The organism is Spongorhabdus nitratireducens (assembly GCA_947387575.1).
Taxonomy (GTDB): domain Bacteria; phylum Pseudomonadota; class Gammaproteobacteria; order Pseudomonadales; family Endozoicomonadaceae; genus CANDOC01.
This window is the reverse complement of the sequence record CANDOC010000003.1, coordinates 315,684-330,723: the sequence shown is the minus strand read 5'-3', so window position 1 is coordinate 330,723 and position 15,040 is coordinate 315,684. Positions and strand designations below refer to the sequence as shown.

Sequence of the window (15,040 nt, the reverse complement as noted above, 5' to 3'; positions counted from 1 at the left end):
ACGCTGACGGATTGTCGTTGTACCGAACCTGAATTCAGTAAATAGCAAGCCTGCGTATGAGTAGGCTCTGCGTTCTGTAACTAATAAATTAGTACAGACGCTGCATACGGCGCTGTTCGCGCTGCAGCTTCTTCAGGTGACGCTTAACGGCAGCGGCAGCCTTACGCTTGCGAACGGCAGTCGGCTTCTCGTAGTTTTCACGACGACGAACTTCAGCCAGGATACCAGCTTTTTCACAGGAGCGCTTGAAGCGACGCAGAGCAATGTCAAACGGTTCGTTTTCTTTAACTTTTACAGCAGGCATGCAGGAATCACCTTCCTTTTAAATAATCTGCAATTAATCGAGTGGGGACAGCCAGATTCAACCTGTTGGCAGAGAGACAGGGTCGCAGCTGCGGGTGCCGACAGCCAGCTTTCACAAGCTTTTTGTCAGTCAAGTCAAATAGTAGTCGCCCAATAGTAAAGGCGCGAATTGTAAAGCCTAATCAAGGGGAATGCAAAAAGCACGCACTATTTGTCTGAGCCCCTTGTGTACCGTGCTCTGCCGCGATACTGCCGGCTCTCAACAGGGTGGTTTTTGCGGAAGGTCGCGGCAACAAACGTATCTCCCCCGTGCCGGCTGGGGTATGATGCGGGCCATTCCATCTTGATATATCTGAAAGACCCAATGATCGTCCTCGGAATCGAAACCTCCTGCGATGAGACAGGTATCGCACTCTATGACAGCGAGCGAGGCCTGCTGGCAGATGCTCTCTACAGTCAGATTGATATGCACCGCGAATATGGCGGTGTGGTACCGGAACTAGCGTCTCGTGACCATGTTCAGCGGGTACTGCCACTGGTCAAACAAGTGATGTCCGAGGCCGGTATCGAGCGAAGTGGTATTGATGCCGTGGCCTATACCCGCGGACCGGGCCTGATCGGTGCGCTGCTGGTAGGAACGGCTATCGCGCGTTCCGTGGGCTTTGTGCTGGGAGTGCCGGTGCTGGGTGTGCATCATATGGAAGGTCACCTGCTAGCTCCTCTATTAGAAGAAGAGCCTCCTGAATTTCCTTTCCTGGCGCTGCTGGTTTCCGGCGGACATACCCAACTGGTCGATGTGGCAGCACTGGGAAGCTATACCCTGCTGGGTGAGTCCATCGATGATGCTGCTGGTGAAGCCTTTGATAAAGCAGCGGCCATGCTGGGGCTGGATTATCCTGGTGGCCCCAATATTGCCCGACTGGCACAACAAGGGCGTGAAGGCATCTATAAATTCCCGCGGCCGATGACGGATCGTCCGGGTCTGGATTTCAGCTTCAGTGGCCTGAAAACCTTTACCCTCAACACCGTGGCCGCTGCTGATGCGGATGGTGGTATTACCGAGCAGGACAAGGCGGATATTGCCCGGGCATTTGAGGAAGCGGCTGTTGATACGCTGGCAATCAAATGTCGCCGTGCCCTGCGCCAGACCGGACGCAAGCGACTGGTTATTGCCGGTGGCGTCAGTGCCAACCAGCGATTGAGACAGAAGCTGGATGAGGTCGTAACAAAGGAAGGTGCTTCCTTATTCTATGCCCGCCCGGAATTCTGTACTGATAATGGTGCCATGATTGCCTTTGCTGGCTGTCGCCGCCTGCAGGCAGGACAGCGTGACGAAGAAGGGATGAACCCTATGCCGCGCTGGCCGCTGGAAGATCTGAAACCGGTTGAACTCTGATAAAAGGTGGAGAATTAAAAATGTCTGTTATTGAAAACTCATCTTCCAGAGTCACCGACCGGGTCACAATCGAGGGTCTGTATGTAGAAGCTATCATCGGCTTCTACCACTGGGAGCATGAAGAAGCTCAACCTCTGGTGCTGGATATCACCATGGGCACAAATTTTGATGCGGTGTTCGAGTCGGATGCACTGGAACATGCACTGGATTACCATGCGATCAGTCGACGGGTGAAAAAGTACTGTCAGGAATCCAAGGTGCATCTGCTGGAGTATCTGGCAGGCGGGATTCTCAAACTGCTGTTTACCCATTATCCGGTGACCGATGTTGAACTGAAAATTCGCAAACCGCATGCGCTGAGAGATGCAGTGCCTTCTGTAACCTGCTACCGTACCCGGAAACAAATGGGCATAGAGCAGATTTCCGATTCGTGAAGTATCGATATAGCCTCGGGCTGGGTAGCAATGCCAGCCCGAAACAAAATATGACCGCCATGATCAATGCCTTGCGGCAACGTTTTGGACGGATTTATCTCAGTCGTATCTGCTGGACCAGCCCGGTCGGCGATCTCCCCGCTTCAACTTCCTCTTCTCACTATTTGAATGCTGTCGTTCAGTTTGAATCTGAACTGAAACCGGCAGAACTCAAACGCTGGACCAAAGAAACTGAACGACAACTGGGACGTTTTCCCGGACGATCTGATATCACGGCTGATATTGATATGCTGCAGATCGAAGCGGAGGATGGTTTGCTCTATGCTGATGAGCTGGATTGTGATCCCTGGTTTGAGCCGCTGCTCAATGAACTGCAGTCGAACGTCGATGGACAAAAATTTGCGGCGGAAACAGAAAGCCTGTTGCTGGAAGATAATTGCAGCGTCGGGATTGAACCCGTCTGGTTGTGATGTGTAAATGATGCCGGACTCTTTAAATCCGGCATCATGATCTTATATGTTGGAAACTAGCTGCTGAATAGCTGCGATTCTGGCCTTGCGAATTTGCTCTCCCAGTTCCTTCCCTTTAAAGCCCTGAGAAATCAGCTCTTGTGCTGTAACCTGTTTGACTGCACCAACTGCATCCAATAATTGTTTGTTACGTAGCATGCTGCTTTCGTTATCACTGGCCAGATATTCAAAAACCTGGAGCAAGCTTTCAAACCGTTCCGGGCGACGGATTGCATCCGCTTTTTCCAGTAGTAGAAAGAATGACTCTGCATTGTCTGGACTCAATTCATCCAGCCCGGACCATGTATGCCAGTGTCCCGCAGTCAGTTCTGCCAGCTGCAGATATAACTGTGGTGACTTCAGCTGACGACAGCATTCGGTTACTTCTTTCTTACTGGCTTTACTGTTGTCCGCGTCAGGTGAGCAGAGCAGTGCAAAGCGGACTTCTCCAGAGCTGCCAGCCTGAGCGGCCTTGTCCAGTTTATTCAGTAATTCGGGTGCTTGCTGAATCCGGCGAGCAATAAAGGGCATCAGTTTTTCCAGAGCGCCGACTTGCTGCAATACGCGGAAGTAAACGGAAGGTGTGACTTCGCCCAATGCTCGCTCGGTTTCCTGCCAGACTCGCTCGGCAACCAGCCAGTCTACTTCACCGGACCGGGTCATGCGTTGCATCAGCTCCATTGTTTCATCGGCAACCGTAAAACCCAGATGGCTGAAGCGAGCTGTAAAACGAGCTACTCGCAATACTCTTAAAGGGTCTTCTTCAAATGCTGCCGAGACATGGCGTAACTTGCGATCTTTCAGGTCCTGCTGGCCGTTGAACGGATCAAAGAGAGTGCCGTCATCGCTTTGAGCGATAGCATTGATTGTCAGATCCCGGCGGCAGAGGTCATCCTCCAGAGAAACATCCGGTGCAGTATAAAAGGTAAAGCCGCCATAGCCATGACCGGACTTTCGTTCGGTCCGGGCCAGTGCATATTCTTCGCTGGTTTCGGGGTGGAGAAAAACCGGAAAGTCCTGGCCCACCGGTTTGAAGCCCTGTTTTCGCAGCTGATCCGGGGTAGCTCCGACCACAACCCAGTCCCGGTCTTTGACCGGAACACCCAGTAACTGGTCACGAACGGCACCGCCGACGAGATAAATTTCCATAGATGAACTGACTTAGATAGATGTCGGTTTAAAGCCGCATCATATCCTAAGTCTCCAGACATTTAATCCTGTGTCACCCGGTTAACCTCCTCTAGTGAGGTTACACCAGCTAAAGCCTTCAGAATGCCGGATTGGCGCAGGCTATTAAAGCCTTCTTTCTCTGCTTGGGCTGCGATCTCAAGTGAGTTGCCTTCAGACATAATGATCTGCTGCATACCTTGGGTGATGGAAACCACTTCATAGATACCCACCCGGCCCTTGAAGCCCTTGTTACATTCCCGGCAGCCCTGAGGAGCGTAAAGTTCGGCGCTCTGAGCCTGTTCCTCTGTGAAGCCTTCTTCGAGCAGGGTTTCCACCGGAATCTCGACTTTTTCCTTGCAGGCGTTACATAACCGGCGAGCCAGTCGCTGGGCAATAATCAATGAAATCGAGGTGGCAATATTGAATGCCGGTACCCCCATATTCATCAGTCGGGTCAGGGTTTCTGCGGCGGAGTTGGTGTGCAGGGTCGACATCACCATATGACCGGTCTGGGCCGCCTTGATAGCAATATTGGCGGTTTCCAGATCCCGAATCTCACCCACCATGATGATATCCGGATCCTGACGCAGGAAGGCACGCAGAGCCTGGGCAAAGTCCAGTCCCTGCTTGGGGTTAACGTTAACCTGGTTGATACCTTCCAGGTTAATTTCCACCGGGTCTTCCGCTGTGGATATATTGCGCTCGACGGTGTTGAGAATGTTCAGGCCGGTATAGAGCGAGACGGTTTTACCGGAGCCGGTCGGGCCGGTTACCAGAATCATGCCCTGGGGCTGGTGAAGAGCCTCAAGGTACATTTCCTTCTGGTGCTCTTCATAACCAAGGGCATCAATACCCATCTTGGCACTGGAAGGATCCAGAATACGCAGTACGATTTTCTCACCCCAGAGGGTTGGCAAAGTGTTCACACGAAAATCAATGGCTTTGCTTTTGGACAGCTTCAGTTTGATTCGACCATCCTGCGGTTTGCGGCGCTCGGAAATATCGAGCCCGGCCATAATTTTCAAGCGGGATGAAAGCTTTGGGGACAGACCGATGGGTGGTCGAGCAGCTTCCTCAAGTACACCATCGGTACGGAAACGGATCCGGTAACTGCGTTCGTAAGGCTCAAAGTGAAGGTCAGAAGCACCTTTCTTGATGGCGGACAGCAGCATCTTGTTGACGAAGCGTACTACCGGCGCATCATTAGCCTCATCAGAAGATGCCGATGCATCGGCTGCATCACTAGCATCGACGGTATCCAGATTATCCAGCTCATCGTTATCCAGTCCGGCCAGCGCCTGGTCAGCTCCGTCCAGCAGCAGGTCAATCAGGCGTGCCAGCTTGTTTTCTTCAACCAGGACAATATCGATCTGTAGTCCGGTGTTGAAGCGGATTTCATCAATACCGGACATGGCGGCCGGATCGGAAGCAGCTAGAAAAAGTTTGTTGCCACGCTGTAGCAGGGGAAGCAGGTGGTGCTTGCGAATAAGTTTCTCATCCACAATTTCGCGGGGCAGCTGATCCGGATCGAAAGAATCCAGATCCAGTAGTGGCATGCCGAATTCATCGGAACAAACTTCGGCCAGTTTACGGGCATCAATGGCCCCGTTTTCTACCAGCTGGGAGACGAAAGCGACCTTGTGCCGGGCAGCATCGGCCGCAATATCCTTGGCTGTATTCTCATCAATCAGCTTGTCGAGAACCAGGCGACGGGCCAAACCGGTCAGTTTGATTTCTGGCATATGAGCACCGCTGTTTTGTGTTATGGCCGGCACAATGGGCTCTGAAGCAATGGCTTCTGACAAAACAACGGTCAGCTTGATGAGTCAGCAGGACAGGAAATTGCGCCGATAAATCTACATTAAAAAAAACTGGGGAAGCTGTCGAGTGGAGAAGTCGGGCCCTGTGAGTAACAACTCGCTCCAGGGCCCTTTAAAAATCAGGAAAGCTTCAGCTTCATATCACCGATATGGATCAGGCCCATGCGACGCATCACCCCGGCAACCCCTAGACAAAGCAGGGCAGGCAGAACAATATGCATCAGGATAATGATGCCTGTTAGCCAAAGGGTATTTTCGGTAGAAGGCAGCATGGCGGCAAAGGTTTCCAGCTGTCCAACCAGGCCTGATGTGCCCATACCGGCGCCCAGTGGTGTGTTTTCCAATTTGAAGACCACCGTGGCGAACGGACCAAGGATTGCTGAAGTCAAAATTGGCGGAACCCAGATCAGAGGATTCCGGATAATATTGGGCATCTGGATCATCGAGGTGCCGATACCCTGGGCAACAACACCACCCCAGCCATTTTCCCTGAAACTCATCACCGCAAAGCCGACCATCTGGGTGGCACAACCTACTGTGGCTGCACCGGCTGCCAGCCCGTCGAGACTCAGCATAATGGCAATGGCCGCACTACTGATAGGGAGGGTCAGACAGACACCCATAATGACTGCCAACAAACTGCCCATAAGCAGTGGCTGCAAATGGGTAGAGTAGCTGATGAACTCTCCCAGACTGTCCATCAGTCCACCAATCCAGGGGCCGACCAATTGTGCTGTCAGTACTCCAGTCAGCAGTGTTGTTGCTGGTGTTACCAGAATATCAACCGGCGTTTCTCCGGCAATCAGCTTGCCGAATTCGGTACCAATAACGGCTGCTACAAAAGCACCAACCGGGCCGCCAGCTGCGGCACCGGCTGCACCGCAGACTGTTGAAGCAAATAAAACTAATGGTGGTGCTTTCAAGGCACTGGCGACGGCAACAGCAATGGCCGGTCCGGTCATGCTGCGAGCTATGGGCCAGAGTGTTTCACTCAGAAAGGCAATATCAAACTGTCGGCCCAGTGTTGCCAGTATCGAGCCGGTTAACAGACTGGCAAACAGGCCCAGTGCCATATAGCCCATGGCATCAATGAAATAGACCTTCAGTGACGGTGTAACGGATTTTCGGGTTAAGTATGCAGAGATAGCAGGAAAGGCTGCAGCCATAGGGTCTTCCTGTGCAAGCTGAAAGCAGTGTTGTATTGATAGGTTTATTGTTTGGGATCAACGGGCATGAACGGGATTAAAAAATCGGGGGAGTCGTTCTTATATTTGATCTTGGCGCATGTTAGCTGATGCCTGAGTCACAGGTAAAGCAGTGTTAATTGCGGTGAAGCGACGTGAATCCACTACATGGGTGCTTCAGTAGAGCGTGGTAGCTTTCGTGTCACTCTCTGTTGACGGCCTGAGTCGACAAGTGCACGTCCGGCCAGAAAGTTACGACCAATAACAACTGGCAGTAGTCGGTCATCCCTTTCGGCAAGGATGGTATCAATATCTGCAGTAAGTGGGCCTATTTTCACCCTAAGAGTGACAACAGGTTTTTTCTCCAGCATACCGGCACTCGTTAGCATGGAGGTGTAGCGCTTGACCGGGAGTTCGTAGGAAGTCGTACGACGCTGATGCCTGACGACAATGGTGAATCGAATGCGCTTGCCGCGGGAACCTTGTATTAACTGGTAATCTTCAACATCCAGCACCGAAAGTCCTGCCCCCGTATCCATTAAGGCGGGTAGCCTTATACCGAGATGTGGCAATGTGGCAGACTCCACCTTACCGACGATCACTGAATGATTTGAAGATGTTTGCATCTGATCGGATGATGTACAGCCTGTCAGTAGAGCAATGATGATAGTCGGCAGGTAACGGATACGGGGCACGGCAGTCTCTGGGTAATCACGAATTCAAGAGCATAACCGGTTATCACTGGAGACATAATTGTTGCTATACCCTCATACTTTGCGTGCAACAGGCAAGGTCAGGTGAGTTGGATACGAACTCAGGGGCCCAGCTTCCATACAGTAATAGGCAGTTTGAAATGATCAATCACCACATTCATTTCATTCCAGTAAACCTCATCTCCAGGCTTTTTTAGTACCAGTACGATACCGGCCTGCCGTCCCGTGCTACGAGCATAACCAAGGGATTGGCCAATAGCCTCGGGCCATTTGCGAGCGAACTCAACTTCGATGGCATGGGTGTCTGTCAGGCAGTCGATACGTCGATGGTCTTCCAGTAATACTTCTGACTTTCCGCCTTTTCCATCGCACCAGACGGATTGATACCACTGCTCCCGTGGTCCGGCTGACACCGACACGGCAATCAGGCTTGCCAGTAAAGGCAAGCTTGTTACAGGAGGGAAAAGGTTATCAGTTCTGAACCAGTGCATTGTCCATTTTCTGTGCGCCGCCTTGGTCATCAGCTTCCTGTTGATGACCAAGGCGGACTTGTCGGAGGATCAGGCGTGGCGGAAATAAACCGCGGAAGCTGAGTATTTCATAGGTGGCTGCGCTGAGATAACGGACTTCGTAATACAGGTTAATGGTTGGAGTGCCCCGGGTCGGAATCTCTTCCAGCTCGGCATCCCAGCCGATGTAATGATGATTTTGATAAGGGCCTGTGGTGTCATTCAGCAGCTGGTGCCAGTTAGGGGTCAGTTCTGCAGATTGCAGTAGATAGTGCTGATCATGCATTACCAGCAATCGTTCTTCACTGATGGTGTCCTGCTGATAAAACTCGTCTGCGAGGCGAGTGTAGTAGCGCTGTAGTTCAGAAAATGCAATCAGCAGCAGAAGTATCAGGCACAGTATTCCAGCAACAATAAACAGTGGGCCAGTCAGTGCGCGATAGTGCATGATCTTGTTTCTGTTTCAGGCATGAAAGGGGTTATCGGCAGCACTCTTTTCGACATGAACAGTATAACTTTGCCTTAAATAACTGCATGACAACACAGTTTCATTTGTTCTTTATCTATATTTGGCTACATCCATCCTGATCAGATCTCAGGTGTTAGTTGTGCATGTGCTGTTCGAAAATCTGATACTGGAAATGGCCATTATTATGGGCGGGGCTTCAGTATTGGGGGCATTGTTTGTCTGGTTAAAGCAACCCATTATTCTGGCTTATATAGCTCTGGGGCTGGTGGCAGGGCCTTTTGGTACAGGACTTATTGTTGATCCAGGGCATATTGAGGCCATTTCGCATATGGGCATTATTTTGTTGATGTTCTTGCTCGGACTGCATCTGCATCCCAAAAATTTGCTCAAACAACTGAAGCATACGGCTCTGGTAACACTGCTTGTCATCACTTTAACGGGTGCAGGAATTCTGGTGCTGTTATACGGAATGTTCAGGCTGCCGTTTATTGAAGCCCTGGTGGCGGGTATAGCGCTTTCCTTTTCCAGTACTGTTATCAGTCTCAAGCTGATTCCAACAACAACCCTTCACCATCGCCGCACCGGCGAAGTCCTGATCAGTATTCTGTTACTGGAAGATATTCTCGCGATCCTGACGATTCTGCTGCTTTACAGTAAGGAGCCAGGACTCTCTCTGGATATATGGCTGTTACCTTTTAAAACCCTGCTGTTCGCTGCAGTTGTCTGGCTCGCTGTTCGGTATGTTGTACTGCCGGTGATGGCAAAATTTGATGTGATTCCTGAGTATATCTTTCTGGTTTCGCTGGGTGGCTGTTTTTCTGCAGCAGCCGGAGCGGATATGCTTGGGCTTTCCCATGAAATTGGTGCTTTTATTGCCGGGGTTGCGGTTGCAACATCACCGATATCTCTGGTTATTGCGGAAGGGCTGAAGCCGTTAAGGGAGTTCTTTCTAATACTGTTTTTCTTTTCTATAGGGGCCCAGTTTGACCTTCTGGTAACTGCCCGGTTCTGGCCTGAAGTTTTGCTATGTGCATTGATTGTACTGATCCTCAAACCGTTACTTTTCCGTTTTTTACTACAAGGCATATCCGGGGAGCCAAAAGGGAATGCGGCTGAAATGGGTTTGCGACTGGGGCAAAGCAGTGAATTCGCCTTATTACTGGCTTATGGTGCGTTGTCTGCTGAAAAAATAGCGAATGAAACCGCTCTGTTAATTGAAAGTATTGCTATCGTGACTTTTATTATTTCAACGTACATTGTTGTCTGGCGGCTACCGACGCCAATATCGCCCAGTAGTGATTTGAGAAGTGACTAAATAGAGCAGTTGATGTGTCGTTTTTCGTAAAACAACAATGTTAATTAATTTCGTTTCTTTTATAGAGGATGAAAAAGTATTCAATATTGCGATTAATTATTTCTTTTTATAATTGATTTAGGCCTTCAAATACTCATTCGGAGTTAAAAGCATCGAATCAAAGGTGTTTTTAATTTCTGGCATATTCATTGCTCTTAATTAATGTCTAGCAAGGATATTAACTTCCACATGGATGAGGGAGGCTGTTATGTCAGGAATGACGCAGCAGAAGGGTTTTACCCTGATTGAATTGATGATCGTTGTAGCGATTATCGGCATCCTGGCAGCAGTAGCCGTTCCGGCTTATCAGGATTACACCAAGCGAAGCAAGATGGCCGAGGTTATCTCTTTTGGTGCTTCAGCTAAAACTGCAGTAACCGAATGTCTGATCTCAGCATCGTCAGTGGGTGATTGTGATACCAATGCCGAAGTCGGCTTGGGTGTGGCCGCAACACTGGCTTCTCAGTATGTTGAATCAGTCACCGTGGGTGGTGATGGCAAGATTCAGGTGGCTATTCGGGGTACCGGTGATACGGTGCTGGATGCAGCCAATGTGATCTTCACGCCGGAAGACAGTTCGGGTGGTGCAGATATTATCAACAGTCCGGTGATTAACTGGCGTTGTGGCACCGATACCGCAGGGATTTACAAGTATCTGCCCCAGAACTGCCGTCGAGCTGCGACCTTCACACCTTGATGGGTAACAGCAGGCATTAAAAAAGGCGCTTCAAGCGCCTTTTTTAATGTAAAGAAGAAAGTATTACTGAACAATAATTCTTCTTTCATTCCACTCAACAGTTCTTTCGCCAATACCTTTAACCTTCTGCAGGTCTTCGGCAGAGTCAAAATTACCGTTTTCTTCACGGTACTTCACGATAGCTTCAGCTTTCTTCATGCTGACGCCTTTCAAACCCTTATCCATTTCTTCAGCAGTCGCTGTATTGATATTGATCATGTCCTGGTCAATTCTTTCTTCAGGATCAATAGCAAAAGCGAGTGATGAACTCAGGATCAGGCCGGCAAAAATGCCAATCAGTTTACTTTTCATATAGAAACATCCTTGTTTCGGGTTAATTCAGGTCTTATCGGCAGGGCTGATTAAATAATCAGTAATGCTTAAAAAATATTACAGACCAGCAATAATAAACTGGCAAGTCAGATAAAAATAAAGCGGCCTTAATAGGCCGCTTTATTAATGAAGAATATTAAAAGCAAGTTTTTATCAATTATGGCCATAACCATTTGGATTATTGGATTGCCAGCGCCAGGCATCGCGAACCATATCGTCCAGCGTGCGTTCTGCCTGCCAGTTCAGCTCGGTACGGGCTTTTTCCGGGTTGGCATAACAGGCGGCAATATCGCCGGAGCGACGATCAACAATCTTGTAAGGCACTTGCTGCTCAGTTTCGCTGCGGAAAGCTTCAACCATCTCCAGCACGCTATAACCATTACCAACGCCCAGGTTCCAGGGATGTACGCCTTTATGGCCTTGCAGTCTCTCGATAGCCCGAACATGACCAATAGACAGATCTACAACGTGAATATAGTCACGCACACCGGTGCCATCCTTGGTTGGATAGTCACCACCAAAGACGCTCAGTTGTTGCAGTTTGCCGATAGCAACCTGAGTGATATAGGGCATCAGGTTATTCGGAATATCGTTAGGGTCTTCACCGATCATACCGGATTCATGGGCGCCAACCGGGTTGAAATAGCGCAGCAGGGCAATGCTCCACTCCTCATCAGAAGCAAACAGATCGCGCAAGATATCTTCAATAATCAGCTTCGAGCGGCCGTAAGGGTTGGTCGCTGACAGTGGGAAATCTTCGGTAATCGGCAAACTGGCCGGATCACCATATACGGTGGCAGAAGAGCTGAATACCAGACGCTTTACACCGGCATCCCGCATGGCCATGCAGAGATTAACAGTGCCATAAACATTATTGTCGTAGTATTCCAGCGGCATCTGGCAGGATTCACCGACAGCCTTCAGTCCGGCAAAATGAACTACCGAGTTGAAGTCATTATCTGCAAACAGCTTGTCCAGCAGGGCGCGATCGCGAATGTCGCCTTTAACAAAGGTCAGGGTCTTGCCGGTCAGCTCCTGAACCCGGCGCAGGGACTCTTCCGAGCTGTTGCTGAGATTGTCCAGTACGGTGACCTTATAACCTGCTTGCAGCAGCTCAAGGCAGGTGTGGCTGCCGATATAGCCGGCACCGCCGGTGACCAGAATGTCCATTAGTTAAAATTCCCTGTAAAGCGCATTGAAAGATCGATAGCCCGGCAATCTTTTGTCAGGGCTCCTATTGAAATATAGTCAACACCGGTTTCCGCGATGGGTCTGAGTGTTTTCGAGGTAATGCCCCCGGAAGCTTCCAGTTTGGCCCGGCCTTCATTGATGGCAACGGCACGGCTCAGGTCTTCAAGGCTGAAATTATCCAGCATGATGATATCGGCTTGAGCCTGAAAGGCCTGCTGCAGTTCTTCCAGGGATTCCACCTCAACTTCAACGGGCTTGCCGGGTGCAATTTCGTGTGCCGTTTGAATCGCTTCACTGATGCCGCCACAGGCTGAAATATGGTTTTCCTTGATCAGGAACGCATCGAACAGACCAATCCGGTGATTGTGACAGCCGCCAGTGCGCACGGCATATTTCTGCGCCAGTCGTAAGCCGGGAATGGTTTTGCGGGTATCCAGCAGTTTGACGCCCGTTCCTTCTACTTTGGCGGCATACTGGCGGCAAAGGGTGGCCGTACCTGACAGGCTCTGAAGAAAGTTAAGGGCAGCACGCTCACCGGTCAGCAGAGAACGGGCGGAGCCGGACAGTGTAAACAGCACGGTTTCTGCTTCCACATACTGGCCTTCCTCTACCTGCCATTCCACCTGAACAGCAGGGTCCAGCTGGCGAAAAACCTCATCCACCCATGGGCGGCCACAAACAACGGTGGCTTCGCGGCAAATAATACGGGCAGAGGCTGTGGTTTCAGCAGGAATCAGGCGCGCGGTAATATCGCCATCGCCAACGTCTTCCCGCAGAGCAGTGCTGACGTTTTGTGCAACAGCTTGCTGCAGGGCTGGATCGTCGGAAAACAGCATATTGGTCTTGTTAGGCATGGGTCTCAAACTGACGACGGCAACTGGAGCGATGATTCTAATAGTTCACGCTACAGCCGTGAAGGGGCTGCCGTGGTACCCATCGGTAATTTAAGCGTAAAACAGCTGCCCTGGCCTGACTGACTGCTGACAAACATTGAGCCTTTGTGGTTATTGGTGATGATAAAGTAAGACACAGAAAGCCCCAACCCGGTACCCATGCCAACATCCTTGGTGGTATAGAAGGGTTCAAAGATCCGCTTTTTGATATCTTCGCTCATACCGGCACCATTATCCTCAACGGAAATCATCACCCGCTCGCCAATTTTGCGAGTCGTAATGGTGATCAGCCCCTGATAGGCAATATCTGTTTCTGTGCCGGATCTTTGCTGAATGGCCTGGGCGGCATTTTTTAACAGGTTAAGCAGCACCTGCTGAATTTCGGCCTGGATGCAGTAGATGGGAGGCAGAGTAGTATCAAGATCACACGTAATTTTTAGCTGGTGGAAGTCCAGCTCGGGACGCAGCTCAAAATCTGTGCTGGCAATCTCAATCGTGCGCTCTACCAGTTCTGTCAGATTGCAGGGCTGCAAGCGTCGGTCACTGCTGCGGCTGAACTGCAGCATATTGGAGACAATGCTGGAGGCGCGTATACCGGCATCCTGAATATTACCAATGAAGCGAGTGATACCTCGCTGCTGCAGGTATTGATTTACAGTTTGCAGGTCCAGCTCGAGAGCATCAGCAACCTCGCGGTTGGCTTCGAGATCAAGAGACAGTCGACGTTGAACGGTTTGAATACCCTGAATAATGGCACCCAGAGGATTATTGATTTCATGGGCCATACCTGCAGCCAGACCACCAACCGACATCATCTTTTCTGACTGCACCATAATCTCTTCCATCTTCAGCCGTCGGGTCACATCGTCAATACGAATAACAACATCATCACCGGCCGGGCCGCTCATGGGATAAATGGTAATGTCGAGATAAGTGGCGTTACCCTGAAGTGTTGCCGCAACTTTCTGTTCCTGATGAATGGCATGATCGGAAAAGGCTTCGGCAATTGCCGGCATACAGGGCTCGATAAAGGTCAGCATATCCTGCAGCGGTTTTTGCAGCGCCTGATGACGGGGCGTATTGGTCATTGCTGCCGCTTCGCGATTCCAACGGGTGATGTTGTAGTCCTTATCGACAGCAACAATAGCTGATGGCATGGAATCGATAATGGCATTCAGATAGGCCTTGATAGAGGTTAATTGCCGGTCACGTGCCTGGATATGATCCAGCATATGGTTAAAAGAGCGGCAGAGATCACCCAGCTCATCTTCACTGGATATTTTGGCACGCTGGGCATAACAGCCTTCTTTTGGAATTCGGCGGGCGGTCTTGATCAGATGTTGAACCGGGCGAGTAATATTACGCCGGGTTAATTGCATCGAAAGCAACACCAAGCCGATAAAGCAACCAAACAGCAGCAGGGTTGCCAGAATCATCCGTTGATAGAATACCGGTGGCAGTGTTGAAACTGCACTGATGTAAAGGTGCCACGGCTGAGTACCTGACAACATGTTTACCGGTTCCAATAAGGCGTCATTTAATGGTTGTTGCTGTCTGGCATGGGTTAAACGATCTGGCACAGCATCTTCAGATGAGTGACTGAAACCGGCATAAAGTGAGCCATCTGGCCGATATAAACCGATAACAGCAACCAGCGGATAACGGGTTGCTGCTCGCAGTGTTTCCTTCGCTGAATCCGGGTTCTCCATCAGCGCACGTGTTACGGCGGGTGTCGTTAACAGGTTATGAATGGCCTGCAGGTTGGAAGGCAGGTATACATCTCTGGAGAGTGCTGTTGCAGCAGTAACAAGTAATGTACCGGCAAACAGTGCCAGCAGTAAAACGACACTGGTAAGAATAAACCCCAGTTTTCGGCTGACAGACAGCCGTGACCAGAAACGCTGTAACTGCACCATTGCTATCTTTTGATTCTCTGTAGACGGTTGTTCTTTGAAAACGACTGTTCTTTAAAAACTATCGTTCCAGCCTACAGTGAATAAACAAGGCAAACAATTGTGGCAGTAAG

16 protein-coding genes are annotated in these 15,040 nt (G+C 50.2%); 5 read left to right on the top strand and 11 right to left on the bottom strand.

What is annotated here, in order from left to right; all coding sequences use genetic code 11:
• Positions 1-88: 88 nt before the first annotated feature.
• Complete coding sequence (gene rpsU / locus ACYZZ0_RS08035; protein WP_461536086.1) at positions 89-304, bottom strand: 30S ribosomal protein S21; 216 nt, start codon at positions 302-304, stop codon at positions 89-91.
• A 363-nt stretch (positions 305-667) separates the two neighbouring features.
• Between rpsU and tsaD the strand changes: the two genes are divergently transcribed.
• Genes tsaD through ACYZZ0_RS08020 form a run of 3 tightly spaced genes read left to right on the top strand, consistent with a single transcriptional unit; the run spans position 668 to position 2,603 of the window.
• Entirely contained in the window at positions 668-1,699 is a 1,032-nt protein-coding gene (gene tsaD, locus ACYZZ0_RS08030; protein ID WP_461536085.1) for a tRNA (adenosine(37)-N6)-threonylcarbamoyltransferase complex transferase subunit TsaD, read from the top strand.
• Positions 1,700-1,719: 20 nt separating this feature from the next.
• Positions 1,720-2,133 carry a dihydroneopterin aldolase gene (locus ACYZZ0_RS08025; RefSeq protein ID WP_461536084.1) on the top strand — a complete coding sequence of 138 codons (414 nt, stop codon included), beginning with the start codon at positions 1,720-1,722 and terminating at the stop codon, positions 2,131-2,133.
• Positions 2,130-2,603: a 2-amino-4-hydroxy-6-hydroxymethyldihydropteridine diphosphokinase gene (locus ACYZZ0_RS08020; protein ID WP_461536083.1), complete on the top strand. Its 474-nt coding sequence runs from the start codon at positions 2,130-2,132 to the stop codon at positions 2,601-2,603. Before ACYZZ0_RS08025 ends, ACYZZ0_RS08020 begins: the two co-directional genes overlap by 4 nt.
• A gap of 42 nt (positions 2,604-2,645) precedes the next feature.
• Here ACYZZ0_RS08020 and ACYZZ0_RS08015 read toward each other — a convergent pair whose 3' ends face one another.
• From ACYZZ0_RS08015 to ACYZZ0_RS07990, 6 genes are all read right to left on the bottom strand, one after another.
• Positions 2,646-3,791 carry a polynucleotide adenylyltransferase gene (locus ACYZZ0_RS08015; RefSeq protein ID WP_461536082.1) on the bottom strand — a complete coding sequence of 382 codons (1,146 nt, stop codon included), beginning with the start codon at positions 3,789-3,791 and terminating at the stop codon, positions 2,646-2,648.
• A gap of 62 nt (positions 3,792-3,853) precedes the next feature.
• Positions 3,854-5,554: a type IV-A pilus assembly ATPase PilB gene (pilB, locus tag ACYZZ0_RS08010; RefSeq protein ID WP_461536081.1), complete on the bottom strand. Its 1,701-nt coding sequence runs from the start codon at positions 5,552-5,554 to the stop codon at positions 3,854-3,856.
• 197 nt (positions 5,555-5,751) lie between these two features.
• Entirely contained in the window at positions 5,752-6,798 is a 1,047-nt protein-coding gene (locus tag ACYZZ0_RS08005; RefSeq protein WP_461536080.1) for a PTS transporter subunit IIC, read from the bottom strand.
• 182 nt (positions 6,799-6,980) lie between these two features.
• On the bottom strand, positions 6,981-7,511 hold the full coding sequence (locus ACYZZ0_RS08000) for a putative ATP-dependent zinc protease (RefSeq protein ID WP_461536079.1): 531 nt from the start codon (positions 7,509-7,511) through the stop codon (positions 6,981-6,983).
• A 119-nt stretch (positions 7,512-7,630) separates the two neighbouring features.
• Positions 7,631-8,020: a hypothetical protein gene (locus tag ACYZZ0_RS07995; protein ID WP_461536078.1), complete on the bottom strand. Its 390-nt coding sequence runs from the start codon at positions 8,018-8,020 to the stop codon at positions 7,631-7,633.
• Positions 8,001-8,486, bottom strand: a complete 486-nt coding sequence (locus ACYZZ0_RS07990; protein ID WP_461536077.1) for a hypothetical protein — start codon at positions 8,484-8,486, stop codon at positions 8,001-8,003. Before ACYZZ0_RS07990 ends, ACYZZ0_RS07995 begins: the two co-directional genes overlap by 20 nt.
• A gap of 166 nt (positions 8,487-8,652) precedes the next feature.
• On the opposite strand from ACYZZ0_RS07990, the gene ACYZZ0_RS07985 reads away from it, so the two are divergent.
• Together ACYZZ0_RS07985 and ACYZZ0_RS07980 are read left to right on the top strand one after the other, a co-directional pair.
• Positions 8,653-9,822, top strand: coding sequence for a cation:proton antiporter domain-containing protein (locus ACYZZ0_RS07985; RefSeq protein WP_461536076.1), 1,170 nt, complete (start codon positions 8,653-8,655; stop codon positions 9,820-9,822).
• A 256-nt stretch (positions 9,823-10,078) separates the two neighbouring features.
• Positions 10,079-10,558: a pilin gene (locus ACYZZ0_RS07980; protein ID WP_461536181.1), complete on the top strand. Its 480-nt coding sequence runs from the start codon at positions 10,079-10,081 to the stop codon at positions 10,556-10,558.
• A gap of 63 nt (positions 10,559-10,621) precedes the next feature.
• Here the strand turns inward: ACYZZ0_RS07980 and ACYZZ0_RS07975 are convergent, their stop codons facing one another.
• The 4 genes from ACYZZ0_RS07975 to ACYZZ0_RS07960 all read right to left on the bottom strand — a co-directional run bounded on the left by ACYZZ0_RS07975 (position 10,622) and on the right by ACYZZ0_RS07960 (position 14,930).
• Positions 10,622-10,909 carry a ComEA family DNA-binding protein gene (locus ACYZZ0_RS07975; protein WP_461536075.1) on the bottom strand — a complete coding sequence of 96 codons (288 nt, stop codon included), beginning with the start codon at positions 10,907-10,909 and terminating at the stop codon, positions 10,622-10,624.
• Between the two features lie 174 nt (positions 10,910-11,083).
• On the bottom strand, positions 11,084-12,100 hold the full coding sequence (gene galE, locus ACYZZ0_RS07970; RefSeq protein ID WP_461536074.1) for a UDP-glucose 4-epimerase GalE: 1,017 nt from the start codon (positions 12,098-12,100) through the stop codon (positions 11,084-11,086).
• Positions 12,100-12,975 carry a carboxylating nicotinate-nucleotide diphosphorylase gene (gene nadC, locus ACYZZ0_RS07965; RefSeq protein ID WP_461536073.1) on the bottom strand — a complete coding sequence of 292 codons (876 nt, stop codon included), beginning with the start codon at positions 12,973-12,975 and terminating at the stop codon, positions 12,100-12,102. The genes galE and nadC overlap by 1 nt, the downstream gene beginning before the upstream one ends.
• A gap of 50 nt (positions 12,976-13,025) precedes the next feature.
• Positions 13,026-14,930, bottom strand: coding sequence for a sensor histidine kinase (locus tag ACYZZ0_RS07960; RefSeq protein WP_461536072.1), 1,905 nt, complete (start codon positions 14,928-14,930; stop codon positions 13,026-13,028).
• Between the last annotated feature and the right edge of the window lie 110 nt (positions 14,931-15,040).

Coding starts and splice junctions, on each gene's coding strand:
- ACYZZ0_RS08005 (WP_461536080.1), bottom strand. CDS start 6,798: ATGGCTGCAGCCTTTCCTGCTATCTCTGCATACTTAACCCGAAAATCC.
- ACYZZ0_RS08015 (WP_461536082.1), bottom strand. CDS start 3,791: ATGGAAATTTATCTCGTCGGCGGTGCCGTTCGTGACCAGTTACTGGGT.
- ACYZZ0_RS07975 (WP_461536075.1), bottom strand. CDS start 10,909: ATGAAAAGTAAACTGATTGGCATTTTTGCCGGCCTGATCCTGAGTTCA.
- ACYZZ0_RS07960 (WP_461536072.1), bottom strand. CDS start 14,930: ATGGTGCAGTTACAGCGTTTCTGGTCACGGCTGTCTGTCAGCCGAAAA.
- tsaD (WP_461536085.1), top strand. CDS start 668: ATGATCGTCCTCGGAATCGAAACCTCCTGCGATGAGACAGGTATCGCA.
- galE (WP_461536074.1), bottom strand. CDS start 12,100: ATGGACATTCTGGTCACCGGCGGTGCCGGCTATATCGGCAGCCACACC.
- nadC (WP_461536073.1), bottom strand. CDS start 12,975: ATGCCTAACAAGACCAATATGCTGTTTTCCGACGATCCAGCCCTGCAG.
- ACYZZ0_RS08025 (WP_461536084.1), top strand. CDS start 1,720: ATGTCTGTTATTGAAAACTCATCTTCCAGAGTCACCGACCGGGTCACA.
- ACYZZ0_RS07995 (WP_461536078.1), bottom strand. CDS start 8,020: ATGCACTGGTTCAGAACTGATAACCTTTTCCCTCCTGTAACAAGCTTG.
- ACYZZ0_RS07990 (WP_461536077.1), bottom strand. CDS start 8,486: ATGCACTATCGCGCACTGACTGGCCCACTGTTTATTGTTGCTGGAATA.
- pilB (WP_461536081.1), bottom strand. CDS start 5,554: ATGCCAGAAATCAAACTGACCGGTTTGGCCCGTCGCCTGGTTCTCGAC.
- ACYZZ0_RS07980 (WP_461536181.1), top strand. CDS start 10,079: ATGACGCAGCAGAAGGGTTTTACCCTGATTGAATTGATGATCGTTGTA.
- rpsU (WP_461536086.1), bottom strand. CDS start 304: ATGCCTGCTGTAAAAGTTAAAGAAAACGAACCGTTTGACATTGCTCTG.